15 protein-coding genes and 1 riboswitch are annotated in these 16,903 nt (G+C 32.7%); of the genes, 9 read left to right on the forward strand and 6 right to left on the reverse strand.

Annotated elements, in window-relative coordinates; translation table 11 throughout:
- The first annotated feature begins 1 nt into the window (after position 1).
- From H7355_RS04595 to H7355_RS04610, 4 genes are all read left to right on the forward strand, one after another.
- Positions 2-928, forward strand: coding sequence for a hypothetical protein (locus H7355_RS04595; RefSeq protein ID WP_186645543.1), 927 nt, complete (start codon positions 2-4; stop codon positions 926-928).
- Complete coding sequence (locus H7355_RS04600) at positions 925-1,998, forward strand: type I phosphomannose isomerase catalytic subunit (RefSeq protein ID WP_186645544.1); 1,074 nt, start codon at positions 925-927, stop codon at positions 1,996-1,998. Before H7355_RS04595 ends, H7355_RS04600 begins: the two co-directional genes overlap by 4 nt.
- Positions 1,998-2,579 (forward strand): hypothetical protein, encoded by a 582-nt coding sequence (locus tag H7355_RS04605; RefSeq protein WP_186645545.1) that lies wholly within the window; start codon positions 1,998-2,000, stop codon positions 2,577-2,579. Before H7355_RS04600 ends, H7355_RS04605 begins: the two co-directional genes overlap by 1 nt.
- Before the next feature lie 429 nt (positions 2,580-3,008).
- Complete coding sequence (locus H7355_RS04610; RefSeq protein WP_186645546.1) at positions 3,009-3,965, forward strand: hypothetical protein; 957 nt, start codon at positions 3,009-3,011, stop codon at positions 3,963-3,965.
- Here H7355_RS04610 and H7355_RS04615 read toward each other — a convergent pair.
- The 3 genes from H7355_RS04615 to H7355_RS04625 form a co-directional block, all read right to left on the reverse strand.
- Positions 3,962-4,993 carry a hypothetical protein gene (locus H7355_RS04615; RefSeq protein ID WP_186645547.1) on the reverse strand — a complete coding sequence of 344 codons (1,032 nt, stop codon included), beginning with the start codon at positions 4,991-4,993 and terminating at the stop codon, positions 3,962-3,964. The two genes, H7355_RS04610 and H7355_RS04615, sit on opposite strands and share 4 nt — an antisense overlap.
- 64 nt (positions 4,994-5,057) lie before the next feature.
- The gene (locus tag H7355_RS04620) at positions 5,058-6,269 is read right to left on the reverse strand and encodes a coproporphyrinogen-III oxidase family protein (protein ID WP_186645548.1); all 1,212 of its coding nucleotides are present in this window, start codon (positions 6,267-6,269) and stop codon (positions 5,058-5,060) included.
- Entirely contained in the window at positions 6,266-7,825 is a 1,560-nt protein-coding gene (locus H7355_RS04625; protein ID WP_186645549.1) for an aminotransferase-like domain-containing protein, read from the reverse strand. Before H7355_RS04625 ends, H7355_RS04620 begins: the two co-directional genes overlap by 4 nt.
- 258 nt (positions 7,826-8,083) lie before the next feature.
- Between H7355_RS04625 and H7355_RS04630 the strand changes: the two genes are divergently transcribed.
- On the forward strand, positions 8,084-8,317 hold the full coding sequence (locus H7355_RS04630; RefSeq protein WP_186645550.1) for a hypothetical protein: 234 nt from the start codon (positions 8,084-8,086) through the stop codon (positions 8,315-8,317).
- Between the two features lie 86 nt (positions 8,318-8,403).
- Here H7355_RS04630 and H7355_RS04635 read toward each other — a convergent pair whose 3' ends face one another.
- The 3 genes from H7355_RS04635 to H7355_RS04645 all read right to left on the reverse strand — a co-directional run bounded on the left by H7355_RS04635 (position 8,404) and on the right by H7355_RS04645 (position 10,985).
- Positions 8,404-9,549 (reverse strand): questin oxidase family protein, encoded by a 1,146-nt coding sequence (locus tag H7355_RS04635; protein WP_186645551.1) that lies wholly within the window; start codon positions 9,547-9,549, stop codon positions 8,404-8,406.
- Between the two features lie 268 nt (positions 9,550-9,817).
- Positions 9,818-10,123: a hypothetical protein gene (locus tag H7355_RS04640; RefSeq protein WP_186645552.1), complete on the reverse strand. Its 306-nt coding sequence runs from the start codon at positions 10,121-10,123 to the stop codon at positions 9,818-9,820.
- A gap of 289 nt (positions 10,124-10,412) precedes the next feature.
- Complete coding sequence (locus H7355_RS04645; protein WP_186645553.1) at positions 10,413-10,985, reverse strand: hypothetical protein; 573 nt, start codon at positions 10,983-10,985, stop codon at positions 10,413-10,415.
- Positions 10,986-11,327: 342 nt separating this feature from the next.
- Positions 11,328-11,543, forward strand: a riboswitch (cobalamin riboswitch).
- 53 nt (positions 11,544-11,596) lie between these two features.
- On the opposite strand from H7355_RS04645, the gene H7355_RS04650 reads away from it, so the two are divergent.
- The 4 genes from H7355_RS04650 to H7355_RS04665 all read left to right on the forward strand — a co-directional run bounded on the left by H7355_RS04650 (position 11,597) and on the right by H7355_RS04665 (position 16,895).
- Positions 11,597-13,828 carry a TonB-dependent receptor plug domain-containing protein gene (locus H7355_RS04650; RefSeq protein WP_186645554.1) on the forward strand — a complete coding sequence of 744 codons (2,232 nt, stop codon included), beginning with the start codon at positions 11,597-11,599 and terminating at the stop codon, positions 13,826-13,828.
- Position 13,829: 1 nt separating this feature from the next.
- Positions 13,830-15,056 (forward strand): hypothetical protein, encoded by a 1,227-nt coding sequence (locus H7355_RS04655; RefSeq protein WP_186645555.1) that lies wholly within the window; start codon positions 13,830-13,832, stop codon positions 15,054-15,056.
- A gap of 143 nt (positions 15,057-15,199) precedes the next feature.
- The gene (gene rlmM / locus H7355_RS04660; RefSeq protein ID WP_186645556.1) at positions 15,200-16,294 is read left to right on the forward strand and encodes a 23S rRNA (cytidine(2498)-2'-O)-methyltransferase RlmM; all 1,095 of its coding nucleotides are present in this window, start codon (positions 15,200-15,202) and stop codon (positions 16,292-16,294) included.
- A gap of 73 nt (positions 16,295-16,367) precedes the next feature.
- The gene (locus tag H7355_RS04665; protein WP_186645557.1) at positions 16,368-16,895 is read left to right on the forward strand and encodes a GNAT family N-acetyltransferase; all 528 of its coding nucleotides are present in this window, start codon (positions 16,368-16,370) and stop codon (positions 16,893-16,895) included.
- The last annotated feature ends 8 nt before the right edge of the window (positions 16,896-16,903 follow it).

Consider the following 16,903-nt stretch of genomic DNA (forward strand, 5'->3'; position numbering starts at 1 on the left):
AATGTTAGAAAAATTACTTAATTTGATATCTTACGAAGAGCTTATCTTCTCTTTTAAAGAGAAAGAGCTTTATGAAGAATTTACGGTTCATCATGAAACGTTTGCCTTAAGATCAGCAAAAGTTGTCAAAATTTCCGATGCAGATTTGTTGCGCAAGATTCTACCAGAAGAGTTCTCTTCACAAATGTTTGGTTCTGGACATTTAAATTTACTGGCATTTGTCTTTGCGCTCAGACATAAAATCTTAGCTCTCAATTCTATGTTTCATCTCTCGGCTCTGAAACAAAATAAAGACCCCTACTTTCATCAGACAAAAACTGAGTTCAGAAAAATATTTGGTGGTACTTTTATTGATGAATTTGACAATATTTTTGAAATGTTACTTCCCACTTTTTGGGGGAACTCAAAAAAATTACCGATATTAGGTTTTTCAGCAGTTGGATGTCATTTTGTTCTGAGAGATATTCATTCTTGTAGAGCATTTGATGCATATAATATTCCATTTTGTAAAAATTATGCTGAAGGTACCTTTTGCAGATATCATGCACAAGAAAAATATTGGATTAAATCGATTACTGAAGAAGCTTCTGTTCAAGCAAAACTTTCTCAATTCTATTTAGATCCAATGAATTTTTCTCAATTTGATGAAGCAACTTTAGAAAAACTCGTTAACGGTTTCTTCTCACACTTTAAAGCATTTCATGAAAGTAAACATATTCCATTTATTTCCCAAGAAAGAGTGCAGTTTTTATTAAATTTTTATAGCTTTTCGGGACTTGAAGATTTAAAAGAGAAGGGTACTATTGAATTGCGTAAACGCTTTCTTGAAAAGGCAAAACAATATCATCCCGATGTTGGTGGTGCACATGACTCTTTTCGTGAAGCTCGTGAAAATTATGAATTTTTGAGAGAGATCTTAGTTCGATGAATCAATTATTTTATAAAATGGATGCGTTTAATTTTGTTCCAATTAAACGCACTCCTTGGGGTGGGGCTAAAATTTCAGCTCTCAAAAAAAAATACTTTCCAGAAAATAATGAAAAAATTCCTCAGAATATTGGTGAAAGTTGGGAAGTATCGACAGATGAACAATTCCCTTCATTTGTTTATTTAAAAAACAATGAAAAAGTAACATTGAAAAGTCTCTTGCAGAATAATGCCCAGGCGATTTTAGGAAAAAATACTTCTTCTAAATATGGAGCACATTCGCCGTTGCTTTTAAAATGGCTCAATGCAAACGATCTTCTTTCCGTCCAACTTCATCCAAATAATGGAAATTCTCTCTTAAAAAGTAATGAATGTGGGAAACCTGAAAGTTGGCTTGTGCTTGACACCGATGAAGCTGGGTTTGTTTACTTAGGCTTTCAAGAAAATTTAACAAAAGAACAAATTGTTCAATATCTTTTAAATGATGAACCTGAAAAATGTTTATACCGTTATGAGCCAAAAGTCCTAGACTATATTTCTGTTCCTGCAGGTTGTGTTCATGCTGTTGGCACAGGTGTATTTGTTGCTGAACCCCAGTATGTTCTACCTGAAAAATCTGGAAAGACGTGGAGAATTTCTGACTGGCGCAGACTCTATGATGATAACGGAATGAAATCGAGCAAGGGAATTCCGAGAGAGTTACATGTTGAAGAATCTTTGCAAGCAATTGATTGGAGTCTTCCACGCGGGAAAAAATTAGAAGAAAAACTCGTGCAGAATATGCAAAGTAACAAACCTTTTTATGGTGATGAAAACAATCCTTTTGCATTGCAAGTCTTTTGTGAAAAGGGTAAATTTCAGTATGACCCGCTTATAAAAGATACATTTTCTGTTGTCACAGTTTGGGCAGGTGAAGTGATTTTAAAATGTGATTCAGATACTCTCATAATGCATGGTGGTGAAAGCGCACTTGTTTCTTCAGAGGCAAGGCAAGTAACAATTCAGCTAACACAATATGGCAATGATAAGTCTTGTGCTGCTTTTTTTGCTTTCAATGATGAGGTCTTTTGATGGCATTTATTAATGAAGCCACAGGTGATATTCATTTTAAAATTCTTTATATAGGCAGTCAAAGTGCTGGTAAAACAGCAAATATTCAATCACTTTATTGTGATACACATGCAGAACTGAGTTTGAAAGATCACTCTTCGCTGTTAGAAAATATGCCGAGGAATACTTTTTTTGATTTCTTGCCTCTTTCATTTGGTGAAGTTGCAGGGCGTAATGCAAGAATGCATCTTTATACTTTGCCTGCGCATACATTATGGCCGACAGTAAATATTAATTTAATGTTAGGCGTGGATGGGATCGTGAATGTAATAGACAGCCGCGTTCGTTTTCTAGATAAAAACGAAACACAAATTCAATATGTTAAAAAGCTTATTGATTCATTGCAGCTTGATTTTAACAGTATTCCATTTGTATATCAATTTAATCATTCTGATGCCCCAGATGCTTTGTCGTATGAAAATCTGACAAAAAACTTTTTATTAAAAGAGGAAGATTGCTTTGCGGCTATTGCGCACCAAGGAATTGGGGTTATGCAATCTTTCAATCGTATCACCGATAAAATTATTCAAAAATTTATTTAATTTCTATTGTCGCATATTTTACAGGCAAAATTGAAGAGAAACATATATCTATGATCTTCGAATCTTTCAGCTTTAGACTAAAGATCCACTATGATCTTCGTCAGATGGATTTTTAGTCTATTTTAAAGTGATCCACCTTAAAAATATCTTGCTTTATCATTGTTATTTTCTTTCATAAATATCTAAAATGTGTATAATGAGGGGAATTAATTAAATATCAAATAAATTGATATTTAATTAAAGCTATTAAAGAATTTTTTTCAATATCACCTTGTTAAAAAATGCAATAAATATTATTTTTAATTTGAAAGATTTTTAATTAAAAGAATCTTTCTGAGTTACTTTGTTATAACGTAATTTAATAATATTATATAAATTTATTCTTATGTTTTTTGTAATTTTATATATTTGACATAAAGGAAACAGAAATTGTCATTAGGAATGAGCGGAAAATCTTCTTCATCGGATATTAAATATGATTTTTCTAGAGGATTTGGTGCACAAGATTTTAAAACAATTGATACATCTTTATGGGAATCCCTAATCGATTGGATAAATTCTTTAGCTAAAGTAGAATATAAAGTCGTTGCAAAGTATTATAATAAACTAAAGCGCTATTGTAAAGAAAATTTATATTTAGATAAAACTCTCAAGCTTTATTTTTTATTCAGAATAAGATTGGAGTTAGGTATTCACCCAGAACGGAATATTGAAAGTATTTGCTTCAATGTCTACATAGTAACGTCTAACTTATCAAAATTAAAGTCCATTGATCAAGTTATGACGAATCTTTATAAGTGCACAAATTTTGTAGACCCGATTGATATTCATAAGATAAATAATTGGGATACAAAATTTTTTACAGATCCAAAAACTTATCTAAATTTACAGAATTTAGATAGTTTTATTTTTCTGGTGCATCCAATCGATGAAGAGAATTTTAATAAAAAAGAATTTATTAAAATTGAAGAGAGTTTTAAAAATAATGATGCTCTTTTGACGAGTGTTGTATCTTCAAAACATAGGTTTTTTTATAGAAATGTTTCACTTATATTAGCGGTCCCGAAACAGAATGTAATTTCTACTTATAATTGTAAAGATAAAACATCGAGACTGATGACTCCAGCAGAAGTCATCGAAAATACAGTATTGCAAAACACAGAAGTCATCGTATGTGGCAGAGTCGGTGTCAGTATACACCCAAGATATCCAGTATCAAGTGAAATTAAAGTGATAGGAGTAATAAATGTTATTGATAAAAATTCAGAATTAAGTGAAAATGAATACCAAGCTATTGAAAAATATTCACATAAAATAAAAAGAAAATATAACGTACCAATTATTAAAATTGATGGGTTTTTAGAAAAATCAAAGCAGATTAATTAGAATAACCAACCTATTTTTAAAATATTCCAATAGGGTAATGGATAATTATTTAAATTATCTACTATACTTGATTGGAGTTGATTAGATAACGCTATGTATTGATCACTTGAAAGAATCGAACTGACATAACTGGCGACTGCAGGATCAGTGAACGTACTAGTTAAAGTAACTGTGTTTTTAACTGGAAATTGCACACCAAACTCTGACCCAAAAGCAAACCAACCATATTTTCCTCCCCACGTTGCAAGCCAGCCGATTTGGGGAGTCAAGTAAATTGAAGTAACTCCTATGTCTTCAATTACTGGAGTTGATGTGTTTACTCCTAAAATAGTTACGTTAACATCTGCATTGGCATTTAATTTAATATGGCGTTGTCCATACGCTACTCCAAGAAAAAATGATGTGCCAAAAGGAAATATACTCAATTTACCTTCAAATTGAGTGTATTTCATTTGCAGTGTATTGATTGTAAAACTACTGCTTTGATTATTTAATAAAGATTTTATTTGCGGAATAGCAAATAAGTTCACACTGTTATATCCAGCGTAACTCACAGATAATCCAATGTATTTAAAAATTTTTGATTCAATACTGAAATTTGGACCCATCAATAAGCCAAAACCTACCATCGGACCGATCCGAAAAGATCCAAACAAGCCATCATCTGCATCCGGCCTAGATTCTTCTTTTTTCTCAGCCGTTTCTGATTTTTTCTCTTCCTTCTTATCCGCTGCTTGTTGTTCTGTTTTTTTTACCTCTTCAGCGGGTTGATTTTTGGGCTCTACCTCAATTTTTTTCTGAGGATTTAATGCGTCATTTGGCTTTAAAATCTTATTATTTGTCTTTTGAGAACCCTTGGATTGTATAAATGGATTATCACTTGGTATTGGATTTCGCGTTGTATCATTAATAAGTGGATTGTTAAGATATCTTTGAGAAATAGGTACGGTCGGATCTTCCTGAGCAGAAATTTTTGAGAAAAAACATAATAAAAATATGATTATAATTGTTTCCAGTGACTTCCTCATAAGGACTCAGATCTCCAGGAACTCCCATAAATTTAATTTCTAATAAAGATTATATTTTATTTGTTTATTTTATCAAGCTAATAAATTCACTCACCCATAAATCGCCTCTTATTTTTTCTTCATCAAAGAGAAAAATCGAATCATTATCTAGGATAATTTTACCCTCTTCTATGCCACGCTTGATTTTAGCATTTGCAAGAATCTTCTGCGAAATTTTTTTATTTTCTGTTACTTTTTCAAGCCAAGATAAAGAAATTCCTTTCGGAGTTCTTAGTAAAGTAAAGATCATTTCTTCTAAATATTCTTGTTTTGTACGTGAAGGTTCAAAGTGAATGGAAAAATTTTTCATCCTGTTTTCTTGTTGGGAAAAAATAAGTTCATCGTTACCGGGAGCATAACTTTTAATTTCCTCCTCGCCAATACGGTAACGAATACCAAAGGGATGCTCTTCAGAAGAAGGTAAAAGTCCATGCGCACCAGTTCCAATACCAACATAGGGCATTCCATACCAATAAATATTATTATGATATGTTTCCATTTTAGAAAAATTACTTGTTTCTAACTGTTTGAAGCCAAGTGATTTACACTTATTTAAAAGTAATGAATATTCCAAAGCAGCATTTTCGTCACATGCAATATCTTTATTTGCAAAAAGAGTTCTTTTTTCTATTGAAAGTGCATAGGCTGATACTCCTGTTGCTCCAGCCTCATTTAACTCCTGTATTTCATCAGCAATATTTATGGTACGGATTTCTTTTTTCAAACCATAAATTAAATCAACTTGAATATTATTAAATCCTGCCGCATGGGCCCATTTTATATTTTTTATCACTGTTTCTCGTGTGTGCTTTCGTCCAAGAATTTTTAAAGTTTCTGGGCAAAGAGACTGGGCGCCAAGAGTTATGCGATCGAAACCAACTGATAAATAATCAGAAAATCGACGTTTGATATTTGTAAGCGGATTTGTTTCTAAAGTCATTTCCTCGATATAGAAACGGTCACGAATTATATCTATGAGTGGTTTATAAACAAAAGCATCAAATAAACCAGGAGTTCCGCCTCCAAAATAAACAGTTGCGTACTCTTTATTTGTTGAAACGGGTATTTTTTTCAGAAAAAATTCAAGTTGAGCTGACAATTCAGAGAAAAATGAATTGACGTCTTTTTTGGTAAATTTTGATGTTTTAACAAAATCACAATATGGACAAATATGAGGACAAAAAGGAATATGCAGATAAATTCCAATTCTGGATTTTTGCTTAGGAAAAGAAATCATTTTTTTATTAACCACTTTCTTGAAGAAGAGTTTCTCCAAATTGTAAATACTGTTGCAAGAGCATTGTAGGTTTCTACTGGTTCTAATGTTGCAAAATTAATACGCATCTCATCACTATATGTGCCATAAGGATAAAAGATATGGCCTGGTGCAATGGATATTTGTTTTTCAAGAGATCGCGTATGCACTTTTTGTAAATCACCACCTTCCGGAAATTTAAACCATAAAAACATTCCAGCTTCTGGATGACTCCATTTTGAGTTTTGCGGAGCTAGTTTTTTAAGCATAGCTATAAGTGTATCTCGCTTGGAGCGATATTGATCACGTGATTTTTGAATATGTTTTTTGAGTATACCTCTAATAATCATCTCATATATGAGTTGCTGATCAAAAATCGAGGATGCTATATCTGTTTTTAATTTTGTTAGAATAAATTTTTGAATTATTTCATCACTGGCAACAATATATCCTAAGCGAATTCCTGGGGCAAAAATTTTTGAGAAACTTGAAATGTAAATCGTTTTCTTCAAACCATCCATAACAGAGAGTAAAGGAGGTAAAAACTCATCGAAATTAAGTCCTTTAAATATGTCTAACTCAACAATAATAGCATTTATTTCTTGTGCCAGATTTAATAAAGAGTGTCTTTCAATTGAACTGAGTATTCCTCCTGTGGGATTATGGCAATTGGTATAGGTCAAAATTATTTTAGGTTTTTTACTGCGAATTTCATTTTTCTTGTTTTCATCTAACATAAGATGCATTTGAGTTCTTTTAATTTCTATTATATCTAAGCAGCGGCTGGATAATATTGGAAAAAGTAAGGCAAAATTGGGTACCTCTATGACGACACTGTCTCCCGCGGATAAATAGGTGTCAAAGACAATATTTAAAGCATGCATTGCACCATTTGAAATAAGAATTTGAGAAGAATTTAAAACAGGCATGCCAATCTGTTCAAGTTCAAAGGTCAAAGCTTCCCTTAAATTTGCAAGTCCATGAATAGATGGATAGGAAAATATTGCAGTGTGAGAACTTGAAAGTATAACTCGCGAAATAGCTCTTAACTCTTCCATTACAGGCAAGTTTTTTGGAGGCTCAGCATTTCCTAAATAAGTTATGTTTTCATTAATAGAAGTAGAACAAGGTAATATTTTTGGAAGACATTCTTGAATTTGCAATTGAGGTAAAGTGTTTGTTTGAGACAAAATATTTGATTTTTCAGCAAAAGATGTGCGTTCATCAGGATTATTTTTTACAAAGTATTCATTTAAACTTCTTTGCTCAGCCTTATGGTTTCTTTTCATATTATAGCTGACATAATAACCGCTACCACGCTTAGCAGTGATAAAGCCAGAATCACATAATTTTTCATATGCGGAAATTACGCCAATTTTATTTATACTTAATTGAAGTGACAAATCTCTGATACTAGGTAATTTTGTTCCAATAAGAAGTGTACCGCTTCTTATTGCTTCTTCATATTGATCGGCTATTTGGTCAGAAAATGACTGCTTCCTATTGCGATCAATTTGAATTTTTTGAAAACCGACCATCACCTAATACTCCATAAATTCTAAGGATAATTATAATGAGCATTCTATTATAACTTGCTTCTTGTAGCATTTTTGTAAAGAACTGACCAGTACAGTTGCAATAAAGTCATCGGTACAGTTTGAACTTCTTGCATGAAAGTGTATCTAACGTTTTTCTGCACAATAATTTATTCTAATTTCATGATTAAGTGTCACAAAAGTATGAAACAAAATTGACTCTTAATTTTTAGCATAAAGATATTTAAGGAGGAGAAGAATATGAAAGAAAGAAATATTTTTGATATACACTCAGTTTACTTAAAAATGCCTGTCAACGATACATCACAATGGGAGCGTATTGAAGGAGTGAATGATGGGCAGGCACGTTTGGACAATAAAGCGGAGCAAAGTTTTATTGTTGACAGTCCGAAACTAAATAAAGTATCGAAAGCAAAATTAAAAAATATAGATTTTAATGGTGCTGTTAGAAAAGTTATTAAATTTTTGAAATAGATTTTTATAAAATTTCGTATTCTGATTAAAAACTCTCACTCCGCTCCACTTGGGAAACCTTAGGTGGAGTTATTTTTTTGCTATAATTAACTTATAAAACTTGCTGCTGCAACACGATAAATGCTGAGATAGCCTGTTCTTTTCCATAAATACTGCATAATATAAACTAACTTAGGATTGTGTTCTTCATTTTCTTTAAATGCTCTTGCAATGATTTCTGTCCATTCTGTTTTTTCTAAATTTTCCCACTTTGAGTCATACAAATTTTCATATTTTTTATGTAAATTTTCTAAATCCATGCGTTTTGGAAAATTAGCTTTAGAAAATAAAATACAGAGCATTCCTACCCAGTAGTTTTTAATAGCAAAAAGCTGTTGCTCTATAGGTAATTCATTTGCTATTTTTTCCATAGCATACAATGAAGTGAGCAAATGGAGAATGATAAAATCACCTGGCTGAGATAAATAAACAATTGTCATAGTGTAATAGAGCTGCTCCCAGGATAAAGATATTTTTTGTTGCATTATCCACAAAGGTTCTTCATAGATGATGGGATGTCCTTCATTTAATACTTTTACAATACGATATTGCAAAGAGTTTTTAAGATCAGGATGTATTTTTTGAGCCGCTGCGGATGTTTTATCAGAAATTAAACTTTCTGCCCAATTGTGAAGTTCTTCAAAATTGTTATCCCATTTTTCAGCAATATTTAAAATGGAATCTATAACAAATTTCTCATTCGAAGATTGTTTTTTAAAAAGACATTCTGGCTGACATGAGATAAAAGAATATGCCATATACGCAAGACCTTCAATCATCATACAGCGATTGTTTACGCTCAGACCCCACCCCAGGTGAATTGTTGCATGGGCTAAGGAGCCTGCCCAACCTGGCAGTAATTCCGGAAGATATTTTTTTAATAATTGATCTCTACCCAATTCTTTTTCTTGTTGGTCAAAAAAATTGTAGTAGGAAGCATAGCTCGTGCGATGGCCGAAATAATCTTTCCAATTATTTTCTGTAATAGAATTAATAGAAGGTTTAGTTGCCTCGGAAATGAGATCAGTCTTAGTTATGTAAGCTTTATGGTATGCTTTAATAATTTCTGTATCTGCCCCTAAACCTGCGAGGGCAATGACTGCATGCTTGGCATGATTTGTCGCATATTTAGAATATTCAATATAGTATGACCGATCATTTAACAACTCTTCAATTGGATTATTCTGTTGCATCTGACTAAACCTTTCTAAAAATAATCGTTGCTTATTATTATGATTCAATCGTTATCTAGAAAAAAAGTTAAAACATTTCATGTTTCATAGATGATTGAGTTTCTCTCTTGTTATCATTTTTCAATAGATACTAAAAATGTTTAATATATTTCTTAAAACTCTCATGATTTTAAAGTTATATAAAGATAATGTTGATGTCAATTTTTCTAAATAATTAATAGCTTTTCAACAGATTTATTTAAAATCACTTTAACTTTTAAGGGAAATTTTAGCTAATATTATTATTATAGTCAGCTTTCATCATTAAATATCGCTGACCGCTCCATGTGGTTTTTAACCAAGCTGAGTTATTTTTTATATCCCAGACACTCACTAATTTTGCTTTTTTTCTGTCCAAATGATCTTGAAAAAAAGCTGCTTTTATGTACTCTGGAGTGATTACAATCAGAGGCTCTGTACCAGCTATTTTGTTTTGCATATTTTGTGTGCTTAGATTTTGGATATCAAAATTTGGAAACTCTGTATGCGCTGCCATAATTTTTGTTTTTATGCCGTTTTCAAAATCATTATTCACTTCCCAATAAAATATACCACCGTGTTGAGCTTGAAATCTTTTTGATTTTCGCAGTTTCTCATATAAATATATATTTTCTGAGTGAAGTGGGTTTTCACCATTATAATCGGCAAAGCAAAAAAGATCATGATCTCCGTATATTTTTTTATTTGGAGCGATTTTTAAATATAAGAATGGTTCTTTGACGAGTACAATATCTTTATATTTTGTCTTGTATTCTCGATCTTCTTCAAAATATTCATAAGTTCTACTTTCAAAGATGCCTTTTAATTTCTCTGCAAGTTGTTTATCAATAAAATGCTTTTGTTTTATTTTTTTTTAAAGTGTTTTCCCAAATTTCTTCTTTGAGCGGGAGGAATGATTTCTTAAATTCTGCGAGGGAATTAATTTTTATACCAAAATTAATTCTATCATCTTCAAAAGGTTTATAGTGCACGACAGCACCAATATCTTTAGGAAGAATTTTAGGATTGAGAAGAGTGTCTTCATATTTGCAGGTTTTATTTTTTATTTCTCTGGGCTTTGTAGGATGACCAACTTCGTTTGCCCAAAAAGCACTACAAACAGTCGGTCGGATGACAATAGATAATCTAAATTGTCGCGCAATATAATAAGCTTCTTGTAAAGCGCCTTTGACCATATTGTTAATAATATATTCTTGTTCTGCATCTTTTTGTAGTGAGTTTAAAATATTTTTTTTCTTGAGATTATAGAGTCGATTTACAAATAAGTCACGATCATATATTGGTGATAGATCTGCTTCATTATAAGCAAAAACTTCTTCTTTAAAATAATTTTTTCTTAGCAAGAACTCTTTAAACATTTTTTTTTGAGGGAGATCGAAGTTTTTAAAATGGAGCATAAAAAATTTATCCTTTAAAACGTTTTAAAAATATTAAGAAATATAATTAAAATTTATTATTTTATAAATAAATCACATTATTCATTAAAGAGAACAATGTAGAATCAAAAAAAAAAATAAGCAAAAAGCAAACCATAACTTAACAAATGGAATTTAAGGTTGTTAACTTAGAATTAAATGGATGGAAAACGTTAAAAAAATGCATTTCACTTTTTAAAAGGATACCATAAAAAATGATGCCACTTTTATAGGATATTTATAAAAATTCATTTATGAATACATAAGTTTTTCCTGGGCTTGATTGACATTTAGGATGAGGCATGACAGTTTCCAACTGTTGATGGTTTTTAGAACTTTGATAGTATTTTTATGAATATTTTAAAGTTACACAAATTAAAAGGGAATTTAGTGAGAATCTAAAACTGTCCCGCAGCGGTATGAAAGAACGAAATCTGCATTAGAGCACTGGATATCTGGGAAGCTGCAGAGATTAGGAATCATATAGTTTGTATATGCGTGCTTTTAAGTCCGAAGACCTGCCATCATGCACTCAATGTAGGTGCTTATAGATCAAGATCCGAGGGGATCTTACTGTAAAAAAGAATAAAGTTATGTTCAAAATAATAAGTGTAAACTGTTGCACTTTAACATTTGCTGTATCTGCACAAAATTCTATTCTGCATCAATATGCTTCTGAAAATCAAAATAATCCCAAAGTGATTTCTGAAACTCTTGAAAATAAGCAAAACGTAATAACGATTCCTGTAATTCCTGAAATCAACGATTCTGAAAATTTAACTGTAGCAGAGAAAAAAAATCAATCTGCGCAGGAAGCTGTAGAAAATCCTGCTCAATTAAATGTCAATCAAGAAAATATTTCTTCGCAAATTGTCCCGGGCAGTGCGGCTGCGCCAAAAAGCATTTCTGACCTCGTTGATAAAGTAACAGCTGCGCAGGTGGAGCATTTTGGCGGAGAAGCAGGAGCGCTCAGAGTTCGACTGCGTGGCGCTCGTGCTTTTGAACCGACATATTATTTCAATGGATTTGTTTTAACCGGTGCTGGAAGTGGGGAGCAAAATTTAAGTTTGTTGCCTCTTACTTTTGTTGGGCAATTAAATGTTTATCCCGATTCACCACCTTTTTGGCTGAGTTCAATGGGTATCGCGGGAGATATAAATATTCGATCCTGTCGCAGGATTGATTGTTTTTTTTATGGAAAAAGGAATAGTAGCAATTTATTTAAACTTGAAACACGTATAGGATCTTTCGGCTATCAAGAAGGATCCGCATCTCACTCTCTTAAACTTGGGCAAAAAAGTGAAATCTATACTTCACTCGACTATACAACAAGCCAAGAGAATTATTCTGTCTTTAACAATAATAATTCCAATTTAAACGCAGATCAGGGAACCTACGAAAAACTGCAAAATAATGATTTTTCTAAAACGAGTGGTGGAATTGGCGCAGAAAGTTATTCCAATACATTTGGCAAAATTAATTTTGATTTTATTTTTGGCTTACAGAATAAAGGGGTTCCTGGACCCGTTGGAAGCCAAGGGGCTAAGCAGAGACTTGAGCGCAATATATTTTTAGGTTTGATACGCTCTGAAAAGTTTTTTGCTGAAAATGGTTTGCAGTGGAATAGTCAAATTGGTTACCTTTACAATACGAGTGAAAATAAAAGTTTTAATTCTACCACAAATTATGTTGCGCAAGCTGCGTCTTCTTATAATTCCTCTTTACAAGCAAAAACATATTTTATTTTGCCCTCAAGTCTTATCAGCCAAGAGCAAACAGGTTTGAGTTTAGATATTATTTATGCGACCCAAAAAACGAGTACGACCGTGCCGAATTCTGGTTCATCGATGGACAGTCATGTGCAGGTTGAGCGCACAGAAATCCGTCCAAACCTGTTTGAAGCCGTAATTTTTCCAATGCAAAAAAATTGGACTCTGTCAGTCAATGCCAATGCTTGGATGTCCATGGCGAATTCCAATGTAAATATGAATTCCAATTATCCTAGTATAAGTAGTATGTCTTCATACGAAAATTCCGAGCGCGAAAAACCAACGGCAGGTTATACTGTTTCCTTGCAGAATAAAATTTTTAATACCGTGCAGTATATTCGTTATGTAAAATCGCAAAGAAGACCTTATTTATCTGAAATATATGGGTCACCGGATGGAGTGATTCCCAATGTCAATATAGTTGCAGAAAGCAGTCAGAAAATAGAAACTGGGTTTAACTTTCCTATGGGAGAGTTTGGTTATTTTTATGCAAAAGACAGTGATCTTATTTTTCTTATTCCTGTGTCGCAAATTTATTATCAATACAATAATATTGAAGACAGCGCGCGTAATGGATTCTTTTTAAATCTAGACACGAATATCACTCATAATTGGAATATAAGTTTTACTTATCAATATCTGCTAGCAAAAATGCTTTATAAAGGAGAAGAAACAGATGTTCCAAGGTCTGCTCGGCATTTTGTAAATGCAGCAACTTCTGTCGAAAATATTCCCCTGGGATCTATTTTTACTTACAAAACTTATTTAGGTGCTTATGCAAATGTGAATTGGCAGAGTTCATTTTATTTGGATTACACAAACTCTAGTCAGATGGACATTCCACCTATTTATAATTCTGGGGTGGCTTTTTCTTTTTACAATTCATTGTCAGCGCAGAAATTTTCTCTTTCCCTCGATATTTATAATTTAGCCAATGAGTCGTTTGCTACTTTAACAAGTTCTTCTGGCTCAGTGCAAAGTGTTCAGTCAAATGGTTATCTTGGTTATCCTCCCCCTGGTCGGCGTATTTATTTAACTCTTGCAGGAGAATTTTAGTATGAAAAGATATTCTTTATGCGGTCTGATTCTGTCGGTTCATTTCTTTATTGGTTGTGGTACAGAAAAGCAGAATGTTGTGCCCACTATTAATGTAACAGCTGATCAGGTTTTATTTACGAGTGATGATTATGGTAAATTCAATGACCTTTATTCAATTGATTTGGCGACTAAAAAATTTAATACTCTGCGGCATATAGATGCTTCTTCAGATACAGGAGCTTATCAAATAAATAACGCGGCTGGGGAACTTGAGCATTTTTATCATGTGGAAAAATTTTCACAGAAAAATAATACGCGGGTGACTCATTACTCAAGCACTTATCGGCAAAATGAAAATGTTAATTTCCCGATAAATACTAAAGATCTTATTCTTCATAAAGGCAAACTGTTGGGCATTGGTTATGATGATCGGAAAATAATTAAAACCGATTTAAATTTAAATGAAGAAATGCCAGCAACTTTTATCAAGGGGCTTGAGCATGATATAAATTCAGTTTCAAATTCCGATAAAAATATAACTTCTATTTTAATTGCCAATGAGCGTGTCTTTGTTGTTTCTGCTGGAAAATATGAAAAAGATGATAATAATACAGATGAGAAAAAGCCAAAAGTTTATTTATTAAATCAAGAATTGAATGCAGTGGAAAAATCCTGGTCTATGCAGTATTGTTTTAATGCATTTTCCATGCAAAGAGTCGAAAATAATAGTAAATTATTAATATCATGCAATCCGAATTATGGAACAGGAAATAATAACCCTTCATTTATTTTAATTGATGCAAATAAGATTAATATTGATAAAAATATTGATGCAATGAATGAGCAGAGTTTTCTCGATAAGGATGCTGAAGAGATAGTTTTACTAAATCAATCACAAAGATCTGATTATTATTTTGTCAAAGTCAATGGAATTTCTCTGGATAAAAAACAAGCATTTATAACTGAATATAAAAGAATTGGATTTGGCTGGGAAGCAAAAGGGGAAGTCGAAAACTCCTACTGGTATAACATAGAAACTAAAGAAATTACCCCCACAAAAAATGTTGCGGGTCACGTTATTTATAATAAAAAACACAATATGTATTTATTTAGTTGTTTCCTTAAGAACAATGTGTGTGAGAAAGATAAATTTGTTCTCGCAAAAGATATGTATGGAACGGATCCGGAGTTAATAGACGTTAAGATAAAAGGCATCTTTTCTGGTTTTGCCAAAGTTTTAAATTGATTCTCTATGCAAAGATATTTTTTTAAATCCCATTGTGCAGCCGATTTTGCTTGCTAAGGGTGCTTAAAAGCAGGTAATCCTGAGCACGGATGTCTGCCAGCGTGCAAGACGTGGGTTTTATTTAAAATATGAAAGTTTAAACAATGTCTTTATCTCTCCTTTTTTACTGTCGTGCCGGTGTTGAGAATGACTGCGCTGCGGAAATCATGGCCTACACAGCCGCCAAGAATGTTCAAGGCTTTGTAAAAGCGAAGCAAAACACAGCACATGTGCTCTTTCAGGCGCACAGTCAAGAGGAGTTGATAGCACTCTGGAATGACATTCAAATTCGCGATTTTATTTTTGTCAGACAAATCCTGTTAGCATCTGAACTTATGAGCAATTTGCCAGATAAAGGCAGAACTGTGCCTATATTACGGGCATTTGAAGAAAATTTTTCTTCAATTTTAGCAGGTAAAAAGTACTTGGACGATCTTTTTGTTGAGGCACTTGATGTTGAAGTGCATAAAGAAGTCTTAACATTTTGTAAAAAATTTACGAGCCCTATGCTCTCTGAACTGCGGAAAAATGGTTATGTTGTTGGCGATAAATTGCAAAGAGCTCTGCGCTTGCATTTGCTCTTTTTAACCGGGCAATCCTGCTATATAGCCCTTTGTGCGCCGAAAAAGGCCTCTCAGTGGTTTATGGGCATCCCTCGTCTTAAATTCCCAGCCGATGCCCCCAGTCGCTCAACCCTGAAATTGGAAGAAGCATTTTTTGCCTTTATCAACGAAAATGAACGAGAAGAAAGATTGAAAGCGGGAATGACAGCTGTTGACCTCGGCGCTTGCCCGGGGGGCTGGACGTACCAATTTGTCCGCAGAAATATTTATGTTTTCGAAATCGACAATGGTGAAATGGATACTAAGCTCATGAAGACTGGGCTTGTGGAGCATCTAAAAGAAGATGGCTTTAAATTCCGACCGAAAAAACCTGTCGATTGGCTTGTCTGCGATATGGTCGAGAGACCTTCTAAGGTAACAGACTTGATAATTGAATGGGCCACATTAAAATTAGCCAATGAATTTATTTTTAATTTAAAATTACCTATGAAAAAGAAATATCAAGAAGTCTCAGCATGTCTTGAAAAAATCCGCACAGAACTCGACCAAGAAGGCCTTGCGTATGAATTGAAGTGCCGTCAACTTTATCATGACCGTGACGAAGTCACAGTTTGGTTAAAGCTCAAAAGAAAATAAGAGAGTTTATTTGCAAGAAAAAATAAATTATGTCATTTTGATGTAAATATAATAATCTTGCAAAGGAGTTTTTATGTTTTTGCGAGTCAATGAAAATATTTATTTAGATCATTTAAATATCAATTTAGCGAAAGATCTTGCAGATATTATCGAGAAAAATCGCAGTTATTTAAAACAGTGGCTTCCTTGGCTTAACCATTCAATTTCACCATCTGACAGTGAACAATTTATTAAAAAATGTTTAAAGGATTACGAAGAGAAGACATCTTTTACCCTTGGCGTTTGGTATGAAAAGAATTTGGTAGGTCTTATTTCATTTAACGATATTAATTTGCAAAAAAATGAAACTAAAATAGGTTATTGGTTAGTTGAGAATCGTATGGGATATGGGATAATATCAGCTGCTTGTAAAACATTTATTCAGTATGGAATGGCTGTTTTAAATTTAAAAAAGTTTATTATTTGTTGTGCAAAACAAAACCATAAAAGTAGTGCAATTCCTTTAAGGTTGGGTTTTATTAAGGTTGCTGAAGTCAAGGATGCAGAATGGTTATATGATCACTATGTCGATCACAATGTGTTTGAATTGCTCTGTAATTAACATTTATG

Origin of the sequence: Fluviispira vulneris, from assembly GCF_014281055.1 — a bacterium.
Taxonomy (GTDB): Bacteria; Bdellovibrionota_B; Oligoflexia; order Silvanigrellales; family Silvanigrellaceae; genus Silvanigrella; species Silvanigrella vulneris.